This is a genomic window from Staphylococcus delphini, from assembly GCF_900636325.1.
In the GTDB taxonomy this organism is placed as follows: Bacteria; Bacillota; Bacilli; order Staphylococcales; family Staphylococcaceae; genus Staphylococcus; species Staphylococcus delphini.
Window position 1 is genome coordinate 2,417,566 of sequence record NZ_LR134263.1, and the last position, 17,183, is coordinate 2,434,748.

The following is a 17,183-nucleotide window of genomic DNA, read 5'->3' on the forward strand; positions in this document are numbered from 1 at the left end:
TTAATAAGTCTCACTTTCTTGTTTATTTTTTAATTGTTCGAACCACTTTTCTGAATACACTAAATCTAAATAGCGATCGCCTCTATCCGGCAAAATCGTCACAATAGTAGCACCAGGCTCAACCTTTTGCGTAAGTTGTTGGATGGCACTGATAATCGCACCAGTCGAACCTCCTGCAAAAATGCCTTCTTGATCCACTAATTGATGACATCCTAATGCAGACTGATAATCGTCAATATGTATCACGTCATCAATTTCAGCCGCATTTAAGATTTCTGGCACACGACTGGCTCCAATTCCAGGCAATTCTCGATCACATGGCGTATCACCAAAAATAATCGACCCTTTCGCATCCACAGCGACAATTTGCGCATTCGGATGATGCTCTTTAATTTTGCGACTCATTCCCATAATGCTACCTGTCGTACTCACAGGAGCAACGAAATAGTCAATCGGTTCTTTCACCGCTTCAACAATTTCTGTACCGGCACCGTGGTAATGCGCTTGCCAATTTAAATCATTCGCATATTGATTAATCCAATAGGCGTTTTCTGTTTCTGCTAACAATGTTTTGACGCGCTGAATACGTGTCATCAAATAGCCACCATGCTCATCGGGTTCATCCACCATTTCGATGTTGGCACCGTAACTTTCAATCATTTTCAAGTTCGTTGGTGAAATTTTAGGATCGACCACACATGTCAGCTTTAATCCTTTAATTTTTGCAATCATCGCTAATGCAATGCCGAGATTGCCTGATGTACTTTCTATTAAATGGGTTGATGCGTTAATTTCTCCAGTCGCTAACCCACGCTCTATAATAAATTTGGCTGGACGATCTTTCATACTGCCACCCGGATTCATATATTCCAATTTTGCTAACACACGATGTTCAGGAAATAACCGTTGCAGTTGTACGATAGGCGTCTGGCCAATACAAGATAATAACGAATCATATGCTGCTTCATTTTTAACCAAAAACGACGACCTCCTTGTATCGAATTGAGATGAAATATTTATAACTGAGAATGATTATCATTATCGGTTATGGTGGCATTATATTGATATTCAATTTATAAGTCAAATATTTATAATTTTTGTTGAAAAGATAAAATTATTATTGACTTATGATTTGAAATTCGACATACTTTAATTGATAATGATTCTCATTATTTTTGAAAATACCGATGATACATAGGAGGAAAGTTAATCTCATGAATAAACTTTTACAGCTACTCGTTTTACCTTTAGTCTTATTACTCGTCTTATCTGCGTGTGGCAATTCAAGTCACAAAGAAGCGTCAGACAAGAAAGGAGATACAACAACAATTAAACACACAATGGGAACGACTGAAATTAAAGGCGAACCTAAACGTGTGGTAACTTTATATCAAGGCGCAACGGATGTCGCAGTTTCTTTAGGTGTTCAACCAGTGGGTGCCGTAGAATCTTGGACACAAGCACCACAATTTGAATACCTCAGAGATGATTTGAAAGACACTAAAAATGTCGGTCAAGAACCTGCGCCAAACTTAGAAGAAATCTCAAAATTAAAACCTGATCTTATCGTTGCTTCTAAAGTGAGAAACGAAAAAGTATATGATCAATTGTCAAAAATCGCCCCAACGATTACGACAGATACTGTTTATAAATTTAAAGATACAACTGAAATGATGGGGAAAGCTTTAGGAAAAGAAAAAGAAGCACAATCATTACTTAAAAAATATGATGATAAAGTGAAAGCATTCCAAAAAGATGCTAAAGCCAAATACGGTGATGCATGGCCTATTTCAGCTTCTGTTGTGAACTTCCGTGCTGACCAAACACGTATTTATGCTGGTGGTTACGCTGGAGATATTTTACAAGATTTAGGATTTAAACGTCCTGAAGCACAACAAAAAGAAGTAGATAAAGGGAAAGACATTATTCAATTGACTTCAAAAGAAAGTATTCCGTTGATGGATGCTGACCAAATCTTCATTTTCAAATCAGATCCGAAAGCAAAAGATGCCGACCTTGTACAAAAAACTGAACAAGAATGGACATCAAGTACAGAATGGAAAAACCTAGACGCTGTGAAAAAAGGACATGTCGTTGATGGTGTAGACGAAATCACTTGGAACTTAGCAGGGGGTTACCAATCTTCACTTAAATTGATTGACGATTTATACGAAAAACTCGATATTAAAAAGCAATAACATAAGGAGTTACATTATGTCGCTTAAACCGATACATCACTTATTTATCGCAAGTGCATGTCTTGTCATTGTATCGTTTTTAAGCCTAATGATTGGAAACACGCTTGTATCACTGCCTCAGTTGATACAGGCGTTGTTCCACTTTGACGGCCAAAACGATGTCCATACCCTTGTGACAGGTTCACGTGCTTCGCGAACAATCATCGCCCTACTCACTGGTGCTGCCCTTGCAGTTGCAGGTCTATTCATGCAAGTGCTCACACGGAATGCGGTTGCTTCACCAGGACTGTTCGGCGTCAATGCAGGAGCCGTCTTTTTTATCGTTACGGGCATCACATTGATTCGTGTTCACTCATTTGAAGCACTCGTCGTGATGGCTTTTGTAGGCGCGATTCTCGTCACGATACTTGTCGTCGGATTAGGTATGTTTAAACAAGCGCGTTTTTCACCTCAACGCGTCATCCTTGCCGGCGCATCCATTTCAATGCTGTTCACTGCCTTTACACAAGGTATTTTAATTATGAACGAAACGAATCTCCAAGGCTTATTATTTTGGCTGAGCGGTTCTGTATCGTTGCGGAATATTTGGGACATACCGTGGATGATGGCGGTCATCCTTTTGTTTCTCATTGCTGCAATTTTCATGGCGCCACATCTCAATATTTTAATGACAAGCGATGAGATTGCGACAGGGTTAGGTCAAAATGTAAAGCGCATCAAATGGGTGATCGTATTGATGATTAGTGTGCTCGCAGGAAGTTCCGTCGCACTTGCCGGTTCGATTGTATTTGTCGGACTCATCATTCCAAATATTGCCAAACTCATACTGCCCCCTCGCTATCAGTTATTGATTCCGTATACTGCATTGCTCGGGTCTTGTTTAATGATCAGTGCGGACATTGTTGCGCGAGTCATCATTCGACCGCTAGAGCTACCCGTGGGCATTATTACTGGTATTTTGGGCGCTTTAGTATTGATTTATCTTATGAAAAAGGGGATTTACCGTGTATGAAAAATGAGCGCTATATTAAAGACAATATCCATCTATGCATCGGCCTCATGAGTCTTGTCATCGTAGGTTTGTTAAGCATGATGTTCGGATCAGACGTCATTCGTTTTTCAGATGTCATCGCATATTTTATCAATCCGAATGCGAGTGCTTATCAATTTACGTTAGAAGTTTTACGTCTTCCCCGCATTACACTTGCGATTCTTGCAGGGACAGCGCTCGGTCTGAGTGGACTGTTATTACAAAATGTCCTGAAAAACCCTATCGCTTCCCCTGATATTATTGGGGTCACAGGGGGTGCGAGTTTAAGTGCTGTACTCTTTATCACATGGTTTAGTCATTTAAGCATTCACCTTCTCCCGCTATTCGCCATCACGGGAGGAACAGTCGCGATGTTCATCTTGATGTCATTTCAAATGAACCATCAAATTCGTCCCTCGACACTCATCATTATTGGCATCGCATTACAAACGGTACTCATGGGCGTCACACAAGGCCTATTACTTACAACCAAACAACTCTCGGCCTCTAAAGCTTATACATGGCTCGTTGGGAGTTTATACGGCGCCTCTTTTCAAGACAGTCTCATTTTATGTGGCGCACTGCTCTTGATGACACCGCTGTTATGGGTCATCATACCACGCATGAAAATTGCCGCTTTAAATGAATCTGTCGCAACAGGACTTGGCCTACATATACAACAAACGCGACTGTTACAAATTATCGTTGCAACATTACTCGTATCCGTTGCCATTAGTTTTGTAGGGAACATTGGCTTTATCGGGTTGATTGCACCCCATATCGCTAAAACACTAATTCGAACAAGTACCGTCAAACAGTTCATCATGACCGCTTGTATCGGTGCCATTTCGCTTATGGTGGCTGACTTAATCGGTCGCACACTCTTTTTACCGAAAGAAGTCCCAGCCGGTGTGTTCATCGCAGCATTTGGCGCCCCATTCTTTATCTATTTATTACTCACCGTCAAAAAACTATAGACGTCACGGCATCATAAAAACGGTTGTAGATGAGAACTCCCTTCTCTCCTACAACCGTTTTTGATGTGATTTGTTCTTTTTTCGGCTTCAATATCGCTTAACTTAACCGAACTGAGTTGAGACAAGGCGCCTGAGGAATCAGCCCCTAGGAAAACACAGCCCGGTTCATCCATCTACAAAGATTCGCCATCTCCATCATGTAACCGAAAAGCTAATAAACTAAGCTTTTTCACCAAAAATCACTTCCGCATTCTGATAGCTCAACACAATCTTCTCGCCCTTATTCTCCAACTCCAACAAACGATTAATATCATCTTTCGCTATCACTTTCACCGTATCACCAATCGACAGCGCCTTACTCGATAAGAACACCAACAATTCTGAACGATCTCTCACTCGACGAATCGTCACAACATCGCCTTCTTCAAAAGAGAGGAGCGGAATTTTGTATATTTCTTCAAAATGATTATCACGCGGTATCACACCGCCATGAGGACACGTTTTTGGATATTTTAGTAGCTCATCTAATCGTTCAACAAAGAGTTTCGACACTCGATGTTCTAACACTTCTGCTTCTACGTGCACTTCTTCCCAAGTATAATTTAACACTTCAATGAGAAACAGTTCAATGAGGCGATGGCGTTTAATCACATCTAACGTATATGACAAGCCAAGCTCGGACAATTTGACACCTTTATACGGCTTAGTCATCACATAGCCTTCCTTTTCCAATCGACCGACCATTTCACTGACGGATGGCGGCTTGATGTTTAAAAAGCGAGACAATGTTTTGTTCGAAACATACTTATTGATACCATCATGACTTAATATCGCTTTAAGATAGTCTTCTTTTTCCTCAGTTAACATATGTTCACCTCTCTCAAATATTCACTTTATTGTACCACGAAACGAATTCATATTGACAATTTTCAATTTATCGTATAATTTTATTAGGGTAGCCTAATATTTAGTGAAGGTGGTGTTAATTATGCTGTCTATAGAAAACTTAAACTTGCACCTTGGTCAAAAGCACGTCCTTAAAAACATATCTTTAAATTTACCTTTTAATGGTGAAATGATAGGCATTATGGGACCGAATGGGAGCGGAAAATCATCCCTCATCAAATCAATCATTGGGGAACTGCCTGCGAAAGGGAAAGTCACACTGAATCAACAGCCAGCGCAACAACAATTGACGAATATTACATATATTCCACAAAAATCTGTACTGGATCTGGACTTTCCAATTAACGTCCAAGATTTAGTTTTAACAGGTTGCTATCAAGAAATTGGTTGGTTTCGACGTGTTCCTAAAGTCATTCGAGAAAAAAGGGATGCACTTTTAAAAGAACTCGAACTTTATGAATTACGCAAACGACAACTCCATGCATTGAGCGGCGGACAATTACAACGTGTCTTTATTGCACGCGCACTGATGTCTGATAGCCTCGTCTACCTTCTAGATGAGCCGTTTGTCGGTATCGATTTCAAAAGTGAGCGGATTATTTTTGAGAAGTTGCAACATTTAAAGCAACAAGGGAAATTGATTTTAATTGTACACCATGACCTTTCAACAGCAGAACAATATTTTGATCGTATCCTTCTTCTAAATCAATCGATCGCATTTTTGGGAGACAGCGCTGAAGCATTACAGCCTGAAAATATCGAATCTGTATTTTTAAGTCGTTACCACCAAGCCAAAGAAGATACACCTATGCACAGAAAGGAGTCGGCACAACATGTCGTTCGTTCAACACCTCTTTGAGTATCAGTTTTTATCACGTGCGATGTTAACGGCCATCTTAGTCGGTGTCGTTTGTGGTGTCGTCGGTTGTCTCATTATTTTAAGAGGTTTATCGCTCATGGGAGATGCGATGAGTCACGCAGTCTTACCTGGTGTAGCACTCTCATTTTTAATGAATATTCCGATGTTTATCGGCGCAATGGTTACGGGGATGTTAAGCAGCATGATGATTGGGTATATTTCTGAAGCGTCTAAAACGAAAAAAGATGCTGCTATTGGGATTACTTTCACTACCTTTTTAGCACTAGGGATTGTACTCATTAGTGTGATTCATTCAGCCACTGATTTATATCACATTCTTTTTGGTAACATTCTCGCGATTACCCAATCTGCGTTTCATACTACATTCGCTGTCAGCATAGTCGTTCTCGCATTGATTTTAATACTATACAGACCACTCAAAATGTCGACGTTTGATCCAATTTTTAGTCGTATGAGTGGCTTAAACACGACATTGATTCATTATTTTGTCATGTTATTACTCGCACTGGTCATTGTCGCAAGTGTGCAAACAGTCGGTGTTATTTTAGTCGTTGCTTTACTCATCACACCCGCTTCAACAGCGTTTTTATTTACTAAAAAATTGTCCACGATGATGATGGTTTCAAGCATCTTTAGTGTCATCAGTTCAACGTTGGGCATTTATATGAGTTTTAAAATGAATTTGCCAAGTGGTGCCGTCATCGTGCTCATTTCAGCCGTATTATATGGCCTTACTTTTGGCATCATTAAACTAAAAAATTTATTACAAAAAGGAGCATTTCAAACATCATGATGAAACGAATTTTCGCCTTAGTGATTCTCTCTGTGTTACTCGCTGCTTGTGGTATCAACAAAGGAAACGAATCCGAGCATCAATTAAAAATTGTCACTACGAACTCTATTCTTTACGATATGACTAAAAATATTACAGGAGATGACGCAGAAATTTATTCAATCGTCCCTGTTGGTCAAGACCCTCACGAATACGAAATTAAACCGAAAGACGTTCAAGCTTTAACTGACGCTGATGTCATTATTTACAATGGTTTTAACCTTGAAAGTGGTAACGGTTGGTTTGAGAAAGCATTGAAGCAAGCAAACAAATCGATTAAAGATGATACAGTCATTCAAGCTTCTAAAAATGTAAAACCGATTTACTTAAAACAAGGTGAAAAATCTGAACACAATATCGACCCACACGCTTGGCTCAGCTTAGGAAATGGGATTGAGTATGTGAAAACAATTAAAGCCGCTCTTGAAAATGTAGATAAAACTCATGCAAAAGATTATGACAAACAAGGTTCTGAGTACTTATCAAAACTTGAAAAATTAAATAAAGAGAGTAAAGATAAGTTCAATGATATTCCGAAAGAAAAACGTGTCATGATTACAAGTGAAGGTGCGTTTAAGTATTTCGCTCAACAATTTGATGTGAAACCTGGTTACATTTGGGAGATCAATACTGAAAACCAAGGTACGCCTGAACAAATGAAGCAAGCGGTTGATTTTGTTAAGGAGCATCATATTAAAAACTTATTGCTTGAAACGAGTGTGAGTGATAAGAGTATGAAGAGTCTTGGCGAGGAAACGGGTGCCAAGATTTACGGTACAGTTTATACGGATTCGATTGGTAAGGAAGGTAGCGATGGGGATTCGTATTATAAGATGATGGAATCGAATATTAAGACGATTCATGAAAGCATGCAGTAATATTTTAGAATTCTACAGTTAACTTTAGCCGTATTGCTGAACCGTGCTGCGCTTTCCCAGGGGCCTCGCTACAACTAACCAACGCTTTGATTGAAAGTTACAGAGGGAAGGCGTTGGTGGATTTTCCGCTTCGGCTCTATCCCTCGGGCGTCTTGCACGGTTTTTGCAATTTGAACCATAGTCATTCTAAAATATAACGACTTAGGAAAACGGCAGAATTCTAACAGTACTTTCATCCGAACTCCCCTTTCTCTATAGAGCGGGCGTTTTCGTTTTATTCTAAATATGCTAGGCGCCTCGTCCAGATTTGTAATCTACATGATGACAGCTCTACTGACAACAAAGGCTGATTCTAGCAATTTCAATTGAGACCTCCATTTCAATCCAAATAGAATGATAAAAATCCCCTCTCTATGATGTTGAAGTTTTATACTTCTCATTCATAGAGAGGGGTGTTTTTGTTTCTGTCAACTAATTATCATCTTTATCCAACCTTGAATAGATGCGTTTACGCCGTTTGGCACGTTTTTCGATACGGATTTGACGTTTGGCTTCTTCGTCCAAATGTTCTTTATTCAAATCGGTATTTTGTTGAGCGGCATTTTTTTGATACATGTATGCTCCTGTACGATAGGCGGCTCTTGAGATGAGATGACCGCCCACTGGTGCAGTAATGTTAATAAATACTAACGCTAACAATGTCCGTACACTGTAATAACCTTGTGCAATGATAAAGTAAATGAATACGCCGACGAGTGTTAACAATACGGATGCTGTCGAAGCTTTGGTCGCGGCATGAATCCGTAAAAACACGTCTCTAAATCGGACTAAACCAATAGCACTGACTAATGCGATAAGGCTTCCCGCGAATACAAGAAAGGCTGCTAAAAGTTCAATGATATCATTTGTCATCGCCATAAAAAACATTGCCTCCTTCGATAAAACGGGAAATTGTGACCGAGCTTAAAAACGAAATAATCGCTATGAGCAATACGGAATCTAAAAATGAAAATGTTTCAAATAATAGACTGAGCACCCCTACTGTCGACATTAAAATCGCACTTATCGCATCAAAAGCGACCACACGATCTGCAGTAGTCGGTCCTTTGACAAGACGAAATAATACGACGACTAACGAAATTGCAAAAATGACTAATGCGCTTGATAAAAAAAATTGCGTTAATGCCTCAATCATTTCGTCACCTCCACGATTAACTCCTCATATTGTTTAATACTTTTGAGTAAGCTCTTTTTCTCTTTTTCAGTCGTATCAATCGCATGAATTAAGAAAATGCTCGGTTTACGATTCACACGAATGACTGTTGATCCCGGCGTAATAATGATGAGAATCGTTAAAAACGTAATTTCCCAATCTTTATCTAATTGTGTTTCATAGGTGACCAATCCTGGATCCATTTGATTCGTTTTGAAAAGGACGTAATTCGTAATTGAAATCGTTGCCGTCAATAATTGATATAAATAAACGGCCAGAAACTTTATAGACACCCATATTTTTTTCGGATAAAATTCTTGATCGAAAAATTTATGCACGATATAGATGACTACAATACCGATAATGTAACCTGTCACAAATGTCGTCAGTCGAAATGCATCTTCATCTTGGAAAAGTACCCACAAAAATGCAATCATGACGTTTAAACCAATTTGTCTCATCTAACTGCCACCTCGCAGTTCTGGATTCACCATTTTTTCATATTGATGTGGATTCATTGATAAAGTTGTCGCTTGTTCAGTTACTTTATAAATAATGGGCGCAAAAAGACCCATTGCTAAAGTGACACCTGTCATAAACATAACGATGGCCTTACGATTCATTCTAATCGGTTTATAATCTATTTTTGCTCCTTTATTATCATTGCCTGCATACATATAAAAGAACACGCGGAATAAACTAAACATCCCGATTAAACTCGTTAAAATCATCAATGTTAGGCCGATATAATGTTGATGTTGAATCGCACCCATGAAAATCAATAATTTCCCGGGAAAACCACTTAGCGGCGGCACACCTCCAATAGCTAGTGTAACTATAATCAATGCCACACCGAGCCATGGTTCTTTTTTGGCAAGCCCTTTTAAATGACGATATTGACGATAACCTGTCGTATAAACGATGATACCAATAATGAAAAACAATAACGCTTTAACAATCATGTCATTTACTAAATAGAATATCGCTCCATTAACGCCATAAAATGTATGCGTTCCAAGACCAAATATGACGAAACCAATCGACAAGACGACCTGATACGCTGCAATTTTTTTAATATCTTTATACGCAACCGTCCCAATCGCCCCGAGGAGCATCGTTAGACAAGCCATCACAATGAGTAATGGTTCGACAATATCACCGCTCTGATTAAAAATAAGGGTGAAAAATCGAATAAGTGCATAGGCGCCTACTTTTGTCATTAACGAAGCAAACAATGCGGCAAGTTCTGTATTCAATACCGCATACGCTTTAGGCAACCACATAAAGAGCACTAATGCGGCTTTGGAACCAAATGCGACAATGAATGACATCGCAACTAAATGAATTGCGGTTGGATCATGTAACTCTTGAATTCTAATCGCCAAATGTGTGAAGTTCAATGTCCCGATTTGGCGATACAACAAGCCAATGCCAACGAGGAAAAACCAAGACCCTATCACATTCAAAACGACATAAATGATACTCGCACGAAGTTGTTCTACAGATTGACCGAGTGTGACGAGTACAAATGATGCCAATAACATAATTTCAAACATAACATATAAATTGAATAAGTCTGCCGTTAAAAACGAACCGACGACCCCTGTTGTTAAAAATAAAATAAAGGACAGTAAATAGTAGCGACTGGCACGTTTTTCACCACGTCCAAAGCCGAATGCCACAATCATGAAAACGACTAAAAAGGTTGTCGTCACTAATATCAGGCTTAATGGATCACCCACATATTGAATACCAAACGGGGCTGGCCAATCACCAAAGTCTAATGTCATCGGGCCATGTTTCATGACTTCGATTAACATGATTAAAGAGACGATAAACGAAATCAATAGCGCACCTAATGCGATACGTCGAGACAACCGTACTTGTCGATGCAAAATCACTAGAAATAAAGCACAGATGAGAGGCACAAGAATTGGAACGGCTAATAAATTATCATTCATCATCTTCACCTCCAGTTAAAACATCTATTTCATCTTCTTTCGTCACTTTAAACGTACGATAAACTAGCACGAGTAAAAAGGCCGTAATCGCAAAACCAATGACGATTGCTGTTAATACAATCGCTTGTAACAATGGGTCGACAAAATTTTGGTTACTCCCCACAATTAACGGTTCGGTTTTTTGAGGCGTATACTCTCCCATGCTCATAATGATTAAATTACCTGCATGTGTAAAAATCGCGATACCGATCACGATACGTATTAAGTTTTTCGATAACACCATATATGTGCCGATAAAAACTAAAAATCCGATGACGATGAGTAATATGATATTCATGATTTCCCTCCACTCAACGATAGAATGGTTGTAACAACGACGCCAACAACACTTAATGTGATGCCCGCTTCAAAAAACATAATGGTAGAAAGATGCACTTCACCAAAATACGGGAATTTGACGTACCAATCGGCCTGATACAAAATATTTTTGCCGAAAAACACAGGAACAATCGCAGTCGTTAAAGAGACTAACGCACCGATAATCATCAACTTTCTAAAGTCGATGGGCAGCGCGTCTAACACTTGAGCGACATCAAACGCTAAAAACATTAAGATAAAGGCAGAACTTAAAATTAATCCCGCAATAAAGCCGCCTCCTGGATTGTTATGGCCTGCCAAGAAGAGGTAAAAACCGAATGTCAAAATGATGAATATGACAATACGTGTGACTGTTTTAAGGACTAAATCATTCTCTTTCATCTTGACCTCTCCTATCTTTAAAGTTGAGTAACGTATAAATACCTAAGCCTGCAATAATCAGTACTAAACCTTCTGCCAACGTATCGAGCGCCCTAAAGTCTCCCAGAATCGCATTCACAATATTTTTACCACCAGACTTTTCATATGCATCATGGTAAAACACAGAAATCGTTTCTAATGCACTCGCTTGTTGAATCATAAATATCAAACCGACGACTGTAATGGCAGTCATCAATGACACCGCGATTTTCACCGCTTCTTTTTTAAAGTTAAACTTGCCACGTGGGACATTCGGCAATCTTGAAAAGCTCACAATAAACAGTACCGTTGTAATCGTTTCAGTCACTAATTGCGTTAATGCTAAATCCGGTGCGCGCATTAAAATAAAAAACAATGTCACAATATAACCAATCCCACCTGTTAAAATGACCATAGTTAAACGTTGGCGAATAAATATAAGCGCAAAACCAATCAACATAATGGTCACGAGTAACAGAATATGGAAAATGTGGTAATCCGTCACTTCTATATCATAAAGTTCCGGTACGCCCGCACGTATTAAGCCGTACACGTTAATAATGAAATAAATGAGTAACGTCACGATAATGTAGGAATTGAGTCGATTGTTCATTAAATGACGTAACCCATAACCTGACACACGCTCCAGCGACTCGTATGACGTATGGAAAATATTTTCAACCGATAATGCATTCTCTTGAGCAAATAAAAAGCGCGTGCGTATACGATCGACAGAAAACACCCCTACGATACCGAGCACAATCACGGTCACACTCATCAATAATGGCACATTAAAGCCATGCCATTGCGCGAGATGCGGTGCCGTTTGGACGATGGCCTCTGTATGCACGACACCTCTAAATGCTGGTGTAATCACATGTGTCCCTACCCACTGTGGCACGATAAAGATGAGGGGTAAACATAGTGCCAATACGGTCGCAGGTAAAATCATCAGACGCGGCTCATGCACATGACGTTCTATTTGGAGCGCTCCGAAAAAGGTCGTTTTAATTAAATATACGGCATAAATGAATGTGAAAATACTTGCCAACCATCCGATCAATGCAATCACAATCATAAGTGGCACATTAAACGCACTTAAATGATGTGCTTCAATTAAACTTTCGAAAAACATCTCTTTACTAATGAAACCGTTAAATAACGGAACACCTGCCATCGCTAATGATGCCACAAACATGACAACCATTGTCACAGGTAAATGACGTCTCAAACCACCGAGCTTTCGTATATCACGTGTCCCGGTTTCGTGGTCGATTAAGCCGACACCCATGAATAACGTCCCTTTAAACAATGCATGATTGAACAAATGGAAAATTGCCGCAAACAGCACATATGCGTATATTTCTATCATATGGGTGTCTGTCGCTTGTGCAATACCACCACCGAGGCCGACCATCGACATAATCATCCCGAGCTGACTTATAGTGGAATAAGCAAGAATCCCTTTCAAATCATATTGTTTAAGCGCCGTCAACGAACCGAAGATCATCGTCAATAAGCCCACACCTGTCACCAAATAAGTGTACGCATCACTCAATCCGAGCAACATCGTATAGCGAAGTAACAAGTAGATACCTGCTTTGACCATCGTCGCCGAATGTAAATAAGCACTCACTGGCGTTGGAGCTGCCATCGCTTTCGGTAACCAAAAATGAAACGGCCACTGTGCAGATTTTGTAAACGCCCCTAGCAACAGCATCAACATCATTGGGATAAATAATGGATGTGCTGCAATGTCATGACGTTGACTCAGTTGTTCACTGATCACATTCGTTCCCGTCATGAAATACAACATGATCATTCCAACGAGCATGGCCAAACCACCAAAGACTGTCACCATAAAGGACGTCACTGCCCCTTTTTGACTTTCTGAAGTATCATACCAATAACTAATTAATAAAAATGATGACACACTCGTCAATTCCCAAAATATATAAAGGATAATGGTATTATCGGAAAGCACAATGCCCAACATACTGAACATAAATAAGACAAGATACAAGTAAAAGCGAGGTAAATCATCATGTTGGTGTGATAAATAGCGTGTCGCATAGAAAAATACTGCCACACCTATGAGTGAAATCAGTAGCGCAAAAAATAGACCGAGTCCGTCTAAGCGCAAGATGAGGTTAATATCTAGTACAGGGAACCATTGAATTGTTTCAACGATTTGCTGATGATTTAAAACTTGAGGAGCATAAAAAATAAACACAATTGATGAGATGATAGGTGCAAGCATCGCAATCCAATGCGATAAACGTGTCGCCTGCCATTGCATCGAGATGACAAGTGCACCCATCATAACAATCAAAATAAGTAACAAACCACTCAGCATCATCACGCCTCCTTTTCTCTATTTTTATAAGTTTAAAGCGATTGTCGTATCCATTTCTTTTTTAGACACACCGATAAATTTCATCGTTTCATGTGACGTTTGGTGCCCGAGATACTTTTGAATCATTGAAATAGAAATGCCCGATTGATACGCGTGGTAGGCAAAAGTTTTTCTCAAAGTCGTCAAGCCAATATGTTCGAGGCCTAATTGCTGTGCCGCTGTATTAATAATGCGGTAGGCTTGTTGTCGACTCAATCCTTTTTGTGTCCGTTTAGAGCGAAATAATAAGTCCGTCTTAATTAACGCCTCAGCATCGATATACGCCTTTAACTCTTCCCTTAAACTATCCGGGATACGCACACCTACCTCCTGATTTTGAGACACTTCCCACTTCTCAATGACAGTGCCATCATCATCTATCACTTGTCCGACCGTTAAATTTAATAATTCTACTAACTTAACACCCGTATGAATTGCAAACTTAAAAAACAAATAATCACGCATCGAATGGGATTGTAAAAAATCATACATCCTATGAATATCTCTCATTTCACGAATTGGATCCACGCAATTCACCCGTTTCCCCTCCCTTATGTTTCTCATTTAATTATAAACTATATTTGAGTAACATTAAACAACTTTCACAAAATTTTTTCGCATCAAGGGTGTGATTTTTTGCGTTGGATTTCGATATATAAAGTGAAAGGAGGTCAGAAACATGAACATCAATCACTTAACACTTATTCTGACGCAAACAACAACATCACCAGAGGGAAAACCTAAGAAAGCATCACGTCGCTTTACACAGTTAAAAACGGACGCTTCACGCGAGGACTTAAAAGCTTTCAGTCAAATGATTGAAAAGTTGACTGGCGAGCAGTATGACACTATCGAATTAACGACATCAGAAAATATTCAATAAAAAGGAGCAAGTACGATGAACGTAAAAACTTTAGAAATCACATTTTTAGACGCATTGCAAAAAACTTTCAAATTAAGTTTACCTAATATTAAAGGGACCATCACAAAAGAAGTCGTACAAGAGGAAGCAGAGAAGTTAGTGGCATTAAATATATTGAAGACGGTACATGGCCCTGTCGTTAAAGTGGCAGGCGCTCAAGTCATTGATAAATCTGTCATTGTGTTGTTTTAATCTGTCGCATGAGAGAAGTGGCAATCAAAAACCAATAGCATCAATTTTGGTATTCAATTCACTCTCATTTTCCAATTAATGAATTACCGATCCATAAGTAGATAGAGGCTAGGAAATTAATATCCTGGCCTTTTTTACGTTTATTATGAATCTATCGGTATCTCCTTAATCTCAAAGCTGTATGCAAAAAAGACTGAGAGCGCATCCCAGCCTTTGTATATTCAAATTCATATGAGATAGCTTCGGATGAATGGACACCACAATTCAAAATGCCTATCATCTCGGCTATCAAAAATTTGATACCTCGCCACTTTCGCAACTTCTATATTCACACATTAGGTTGATAGTTCGGACGAATTCTCACTTCATCACCATAAAAAATCTTATACTTCCCAAGCTTTTGACAAATCGCATATTTTTCGTATACTTCATCAATACGTGCTAACGTTTTATAAGATTTAAAAGGATTAAGCACTTCAACATACTGCCCCTCTTCAAGCTTTGATGACGCATTAACATTAATAAAAAAGAGATGCTCATCAATCACACGTACGATTTCATGTTCCTTCAAAATATCACAACTTTCCTTTAACTTCATTCTTAGTCATGGTGCGGTTACCAATGGTGATTATACATTTTTACATGCAAGATTTACTACATTTTATTATTGCCTTATAATAATCAATAAGTTGCAAACGACATCGTTCACCCTGTATGTCTTCCTATTGAAATTATTCGTATTCAAATATAGCATTATCCCATAGACATTTTGCTATAATCATAGCACACCTAAACAAAAGGATGGTTAATTATGCTTTCACTCTTATTGATTTTAGGGTTAGTGGCGGGGTCTGTCATTCCTGTACAGACTTCCATCAATTCTAGGTTAAGCCGGTACACGCAATCCTCTTTATATGCTTCTGCCATTTCATTTACGGTCGGAACATTATTACTGGTGATACTCAATTTTATACTCAATCCACACCTACTGACTGCCAAAGCTTTCGGACATTACCATTTTGATTATTACTGGTATGTGGGTGGGTTGATGGGCGTGATTTATTTAACGGGTAATATGATTTTGTTACCACGTATTGGCGCATCGTTAACCGTCGTAACAACGATTACTGGTCAAATTTTAATGAGTATGTTGATTGATACGTTCGGTTGGTTCAATGTAGATGTTCAAACGCTACATGTGATGAAAGTGCTCGGGATTGTGTTATTGCTCATCGGTATTATTTTAATGAATCTGCAAAAGAACGCTAAGCAATTGGCACAAACGGGTCATAATGGGCCATGGATGCTTGTCGGTATGATCATTGGTTTTACGCCGCCCATTCAAACAGCAATCAATAGTCATTTAGGCCAAACGCTCCACTCCCCCTTCTTTGCGTCATTAGTTTCATTTACAGTCGGGGCTTCAGCGCTCATTATCTTGACGTTGATACTACACAGACATGTTAAAATTCATGCAACGTCTGAGCAATACGGTCCATTGAAATGGTGGCATTTTGTTGGCGGGACATTAGGTGTCATTTTCGTCACAACGAATATTATTTTAACGCCTGTCATTGGGGTTACTTTCACACTTATTACTGTGATGGTTGGCCAAATTATTATGGGCTTACTCATCGATCATTTCGGACTATTCGGTGTACCACATCGTCATATTACGAAACAGCGCTTATTAGGTTTTGTGCTCATTATTATTGCGATTATGATCATTCAGTTCAACTAAGCACACACTATTTTATCCATCGTCTTCTCTAAAGTGTATGAATCATGCATTTTTTTGAAGACGTTTTTTGTTTTTACATACATTTATGTCCTTTTATTATCTCAATTCACTACAAATCACAATAAATGTAGCTCATAATTATTTAGTACCACAATAAAATGTACGTTAATACAAAAAGGACATATATAATGCTGTGATTTTTAATTAAATATGTTAAATTTTGATGCAACTTTAAAAAGAATCGTATATATAAGAAATACGCTAAAGCATTGAGTCATCAT

The 17,183-nt window shown here is 38.9% G+C and carries 20 protein-coding genes; 9 read left to right on the top strand and 11 right to left on the bottom strand.

Features of this window, described 5'->3' with window-relative positions:
• A complete protein-coding gene (sbnA, locus tag EL101_RS11365; protein WP_096596575.1) occupies positions 1 to 978 on the bottom strand; it encodes a 2,3-diaminopropionate biosynthesis protein SbnA in 978 nt (325 codons plus the stop codon).
• A gap of 236 nt (positions 979 to 1,214) precedes the next feature.
• Between sbnA and EL101_RS11370 the strand changes: the two genes are divergently transcribed.
• Genes EL101_RS11370 through EL101_RS11380 form a run of 3 tightly spaced genes read left to right on the top strand, consistent with a single transcriptional unit; the run spans position 1,215 to position 4,205 of the window.
• Positions 1,215 to 2,198, top strand: a complete 984-nt coding sequence (locus EL101_RS11370) for an ABC transporter substrate-binding protein (protein WP_019166238.1) — start codon at positions 1,215 to 1,217, stop codon at positions 2,196 to 2,198.
• Between the two features lie 16 nt (positions 2,199 to 2,214).
• Positions 2,215 to 3,210 (top strand): FecCD family ABC transporter permease, encoded by a 996-nt coding sequence (locus EL101_RS11375; RefSeq protein ID WP_096596574.1) that lies wholly within the window; start codon positions 2,215 to 2,217, stop codon positions 3,208 to 3,210.
• Positions 3,207 to 4,205 (top strand): FecCD family ABC transporter permease, encoded by a 999-nt coding sequence (locus EL101_RS11380; protein ID WP_096596573.1) that lies wholly within the window; start codon positions 3,207 to 3,209, stop codon positions 4,203 to 4,205. Before EL101_RS11375 ends, EL101_RS11380 begins: the two co-directional genes overlap by 4 nt.
• Positions 4,206 to 4,424: 219 nt before the next feature.
• Here the strand turns inward: EL101_RS11380 and EL101_RS11385 are convergent, their stop codons facing one another.
• Positions 4,425 to 5,072, bottom strand: a complete 648-nt coding sequence (locus tag EL101_RS11385) for a metal-dependent transcriptional regulator (RefSeq protein WP_096596572.1) — start codon at positions 5,070 to 5,072, stop codon at positions 4,425 to 4,427.
• 121 nt (positions 5,073 to 5,193) lie between these two features.
• On the opposite strand from EL101_RS11385, the gene EL101_RS11390 reads away from it, so the two are divergent.
• Genes EL101_RS11390 through mntC form a run of 3 tightly spaced genes read left to right on the top strand, consistent with a single transcriptional unit; the run spans position 5,194 to position 7,701 of the window.
• Entirely contained in the window at positions 5,194 to 5,970 is a 777-nt protein-coding gene (locus tag EL101_RS11390) for a metal ABC transporter ATP-binding protein (protein WP_096540290.1), read from the top strand.
• Complete coding sequence (locus EL101_RS11395) at positions 5,945 to 6,784, top strand: metal ABC transporter permease (protein WP_019166243.1); 840 nt, start codon at positions 5,945 to 5,947, stop codon at positions 6,782 to 6,784. Before EL101_RS11390 ends, EL101_RS11395 begins: the two co-directional genes overlap by 26 nt.
• Positions 6,781 to 7,701 (top strand): manganese ABC transporter substrate-binding lipoprotein MntC, encoded by a 921-nt coding sequence (mntC, locus tag EL101_RS11400; RefSeq protein WP_096596571.1) that lies wholly within the window; start codon positions 6,781 to 6,783, stop codon positions 7,699 to 7,701. Before EL101_RS11395 ends, mntC begins: the two co-directional genes overlap by 4 nt.
• 471 nt (positions 7,702 to 8,172) lie before the next feature.
• Here the strand turns inward: mntC and EL101_RS11405 are convergent, their stop codons facing one another.
• Genes EL101_RS11405 through EL101_RS11440 form a run of 8 tightly spaced genes read right to left on the bottom strand, consistent with a single transcriptional unit; the run spans position 8,173 to position 14,584 of the window.
• Complete coding sequence (locus EL101_RS11405; RefSeq protein WP_096540294.1) at positions 8,173 to 8,619, bottom strand: Na+/H+ antiporter subunit G; 447 nt, start codon at positions 8,617 to 8,619, stop codon at positions 8,173 to 8,175.
• Complete coding sequence (locus EL101_RS11410; RefSeq protein ID WP_096596570.1) at positions 8,603 to 8,896, bottom strand: monovalent cation/H+ antiporter complex subunit F; 294 nt, start codon at positions 8,894 to 8,896, stop codon at positions 8,603 to 8,605. The genes EL101_RS11405 and EL101_RS11410 overlap by 17 nt, the downstream gene beginning before the upstream one ends.
• Positions 8,893 to 9,375 (bottom strand): Na+/H+ antiporter subunit E, encoded by a 483-nt coding sequence (locus tag EL101_RS11415; protein ID WP_096540296.1) that lies wholly within the window; start codon positions 9,373 to 9,375, stop codon positions 8,893 to 8,895. The genes EL101_RS11410 and EL101_RS11415 overlap by 4 nt, the downstream gene beginning before the upstream one ends.
• Positions 9,376 to 10,875: a Na+/H+ antiporter subunit D gene (locus EL101_RS11420; RefSeq protein ID WP_096596569.1), complete on the bottom strand. Its 1,500-nt coding sequence runs from the start codon at positions 10,873 to 10,875 to the stop codon at positions 9,376 to 9,378. It lies immediately after the preceding gene.
• Positions 10,868 to 11,212: a Na+/H+ antiporter Mnh2 subunit C gene (gene mnhC2, locus EL101_RS11425; protein ID WP_019166251.1), complete on the bottom strand. Its 345-nt coding sequence runs from the start codon at positions 11,210 to 11,212 to the stop codon at positions 10,868 to 10,870. Before mnhC2 ends, EL101_RS11420 begins: the two co-directional genes overlap by 8 nt.
• Positions 11,209 to 11,634: a monovalent cation/H+ antiporter subunit B gene (locus EL101_RS11430; RefSeq protein WP_014614650.1), complete on the bottom strand. Its 426-nt coding sequence runs from the start codon at positions 11,632 to 11,634 to the stop codon at positions 11,209 to 11,211. Before EL101_RS11430 ends, mnhC2 begins: the two co-directional genes overlap by 4 nt.
• A complete protein-coding gene (locus EL101_RS11435; protein ID WP_096596568.1) occupies positions 11,621 to 14,011 on the bottom strand; it encodes a DUF4040 family protein in 2,391 nt (796 codons plus the stop codon). Before EL101_RS11435 ends, EL101_RS11430 begins: the two co-directional genes overlap by 14 nt.
• Before the next feature lie 21 nt (positions 14,012 to 14,032).
• Complete coding sequence (locus EL101_RS11440) at positions 14,033 to 14,584, bottom strand: tyrosine-type recombinase/integrase (protein ID WP_096540306.1); 552 nt, start codon at positions 14,582 to 14,584, stop codon at positions 14,033 to 14,035.
• A gap of 142 nt (positions 14,585 to 14,726) precedes the next feature.
• Here EL101_RS11440 and sroA point away from each other — a divergent pair, with 142 nt between their 5' ends.
• Together sroA and EL101_RS11450 are read left to right on the top strand one after the other, a co-directional pair.
• On the top strand, positions 14,727 to 14,930 hold the full coding sequence (gene sroA / locus EL101_RS11445) for a sigS mRNA-stabilizing protein SroA (protein WP_096596567.1): 204 nt from the start codon (positions 14,727 to 14,729) through the stop codon (positions 14,928 to 14,930).
• A 15-nt stretch (positions 14,931 to 14,945) separates the two neighbouring features.
• Positions 14,946 to 15,161 carry a DUF2922 domain-containing protein gene (locus EL101_RS11450; RefSeq protein ID WP_096540310.1) on the top strand — a complete coding sequence of 72 codons (216 nt, stop codon included), beginning with the start codon at positions 14,946 to 14,948 and terminating at the stop codon, positions 15,159 to 15,161.
• A gap of 328 nt (positions 15,162 to 15,489) precedes the next feature.
• On the opposite strand, the gene EL101_RS11455 is transcribed toward EL101_RS11450, so the two are convergent.
• Entirely contained in the window at positions 15,490 to 15,759 is a 270-nt protein-coding gene (locus EL101_RS11455; protein ID WP_019166256.1) for a hypothetical protein, read from the bottom strand.
• Between the two features lie 213 nt (positions 15,760 to 15,972).
• Between EL101_RS11455 and EL101_RS11460 the strand changes: the two genes are divergently transcribed.
• Positions 15,973 to 16,902, top strand: coding sequence for a DMT family transporter (locus tag EL101_RS11460; RefSeq protein ID WP_096596566.1), 930 nt, complete (start codon positions 15,973 to 15,975; stop codon positions 16,900 to 16,902).
• Positions 16,903 to 17,183: the final 281 nt, after the last annotated feature.

Coding starts and splice junctions, on each gene's coding strand:
- EL101_RS11370 (WP_019166238.1), top strand. CDS start 1,215: ATGAATAAACTTTTACAGCTACTCGTTTTACCTTTAGTCTTATTACTC.
- EL101_RS11375 (WP_096596574.1), top strand. CDS start 2,215: ATGTCGCTTAAACCGATACATCACTTATTTATCGCAAGTGCATGTCTT.
- EL101_RS11380 (WP_096596573.1), top strand. CDS start 3,207: ATGAAAAATGAGCGCTATATTAAAGACAATATCCATCTATGCATCGGC.
- EL101_RS11385 (WP_096596572.1), bottom strand. CDS start 5,072: ATGTTAACTGAGGAAAAAGAAGACTATCTTAAAGCGATATTAAGTCAT.
- EL101_RS11390 (WP_096540290.1), top strand. CDS start 5,194: ATGCTGTCTATAGAAAACTTAAACTTGCACCTTGGTCAAAAGCACGTC.
- EL101_RS11395 (WP_019166243.1), top strand. CDS start 5,945: ATGTCGTTCGTTCAACACCTCTTTGAGTATCAGTTTTTATCACGTGCG.
- mntC (WP_096596571.1), top strand. CDS start 6,781: ATGATGAAACGAATTTTCGCCTTAGTGATTCTCTCTGTGTTACTCGCT.
- EL101_RS11405 (WP_096540294.1), bottom strand. CDS start 8,619: ATGGCGATGACAAATGATATCATTGAACTTTTAGCAGCCTTTCTTGTA.
- EL101_RS11410 (WP_096596570.1), bottom strand. CDS start 8,896: ATGATTGAGGCATTAACGCAATTTTTTTTATCAAGCGCATTAGTCATT.
- EL101_RS11415 (WP_096540296.1), bottom strand. CDS start 9,375: ATGAGACAAATTGGTTTAAACGTCATGATTGCATTTTTGTGGGTACTT.
- EL101_RS11420 (WP_096596569.1), bottom strand. CDS start 10,875: ATGAATGATAATTTATTAGCCGTTCCAATTCTTGTGCCTCTCATCTGT.
- mnhC2 (WP_019166251.1), bottom strand. CDS start 11,212: ATGAATATCATATTACTCATCGTCATCGGATTTTTAGTTTTTATCGGC.
- EL101_RS11430 (WP_014614650.1), bottom strand. CDS start 11,634: ATGAAAGAGAATGATTTAGTCCTTAAAACAGTCACACGTATTGTCATA.
- EL101_RS11435 (WP_096596568.1), bottom strand. CDS start 14,011: ATGATGCTGAGTGGTTTGTTACTTATTTTGATTGTTATGATGGGTGCA.
- sroA (WP_096596567.1), top strand. CDS start 14,727: ATGAACATCAATCACTTAACACTTATTCTGACGCAAACAACAACATCA.
- EL101_RS11450 (WP_096540310.1), top strand. CDS start 14,946: ATGAACGTAAAAACTTTAGAAATCACATTTTTAGACGCATTGCAAAAA.
- EL101_RS11455 (WP_019166256.1), bottom strand. CDS start 15,759: ATGAAGTTAAAGGAAAGTTGTGATATTTTGAAGGAACATGAAATCGTA.
- EL101_RS11460 (WP_096596566.1), top strand. CDS start 15,973: ATGCTTTCACTCTTATTGATTTTAGGGTTAGTGGCGGGGTCTGTCATT.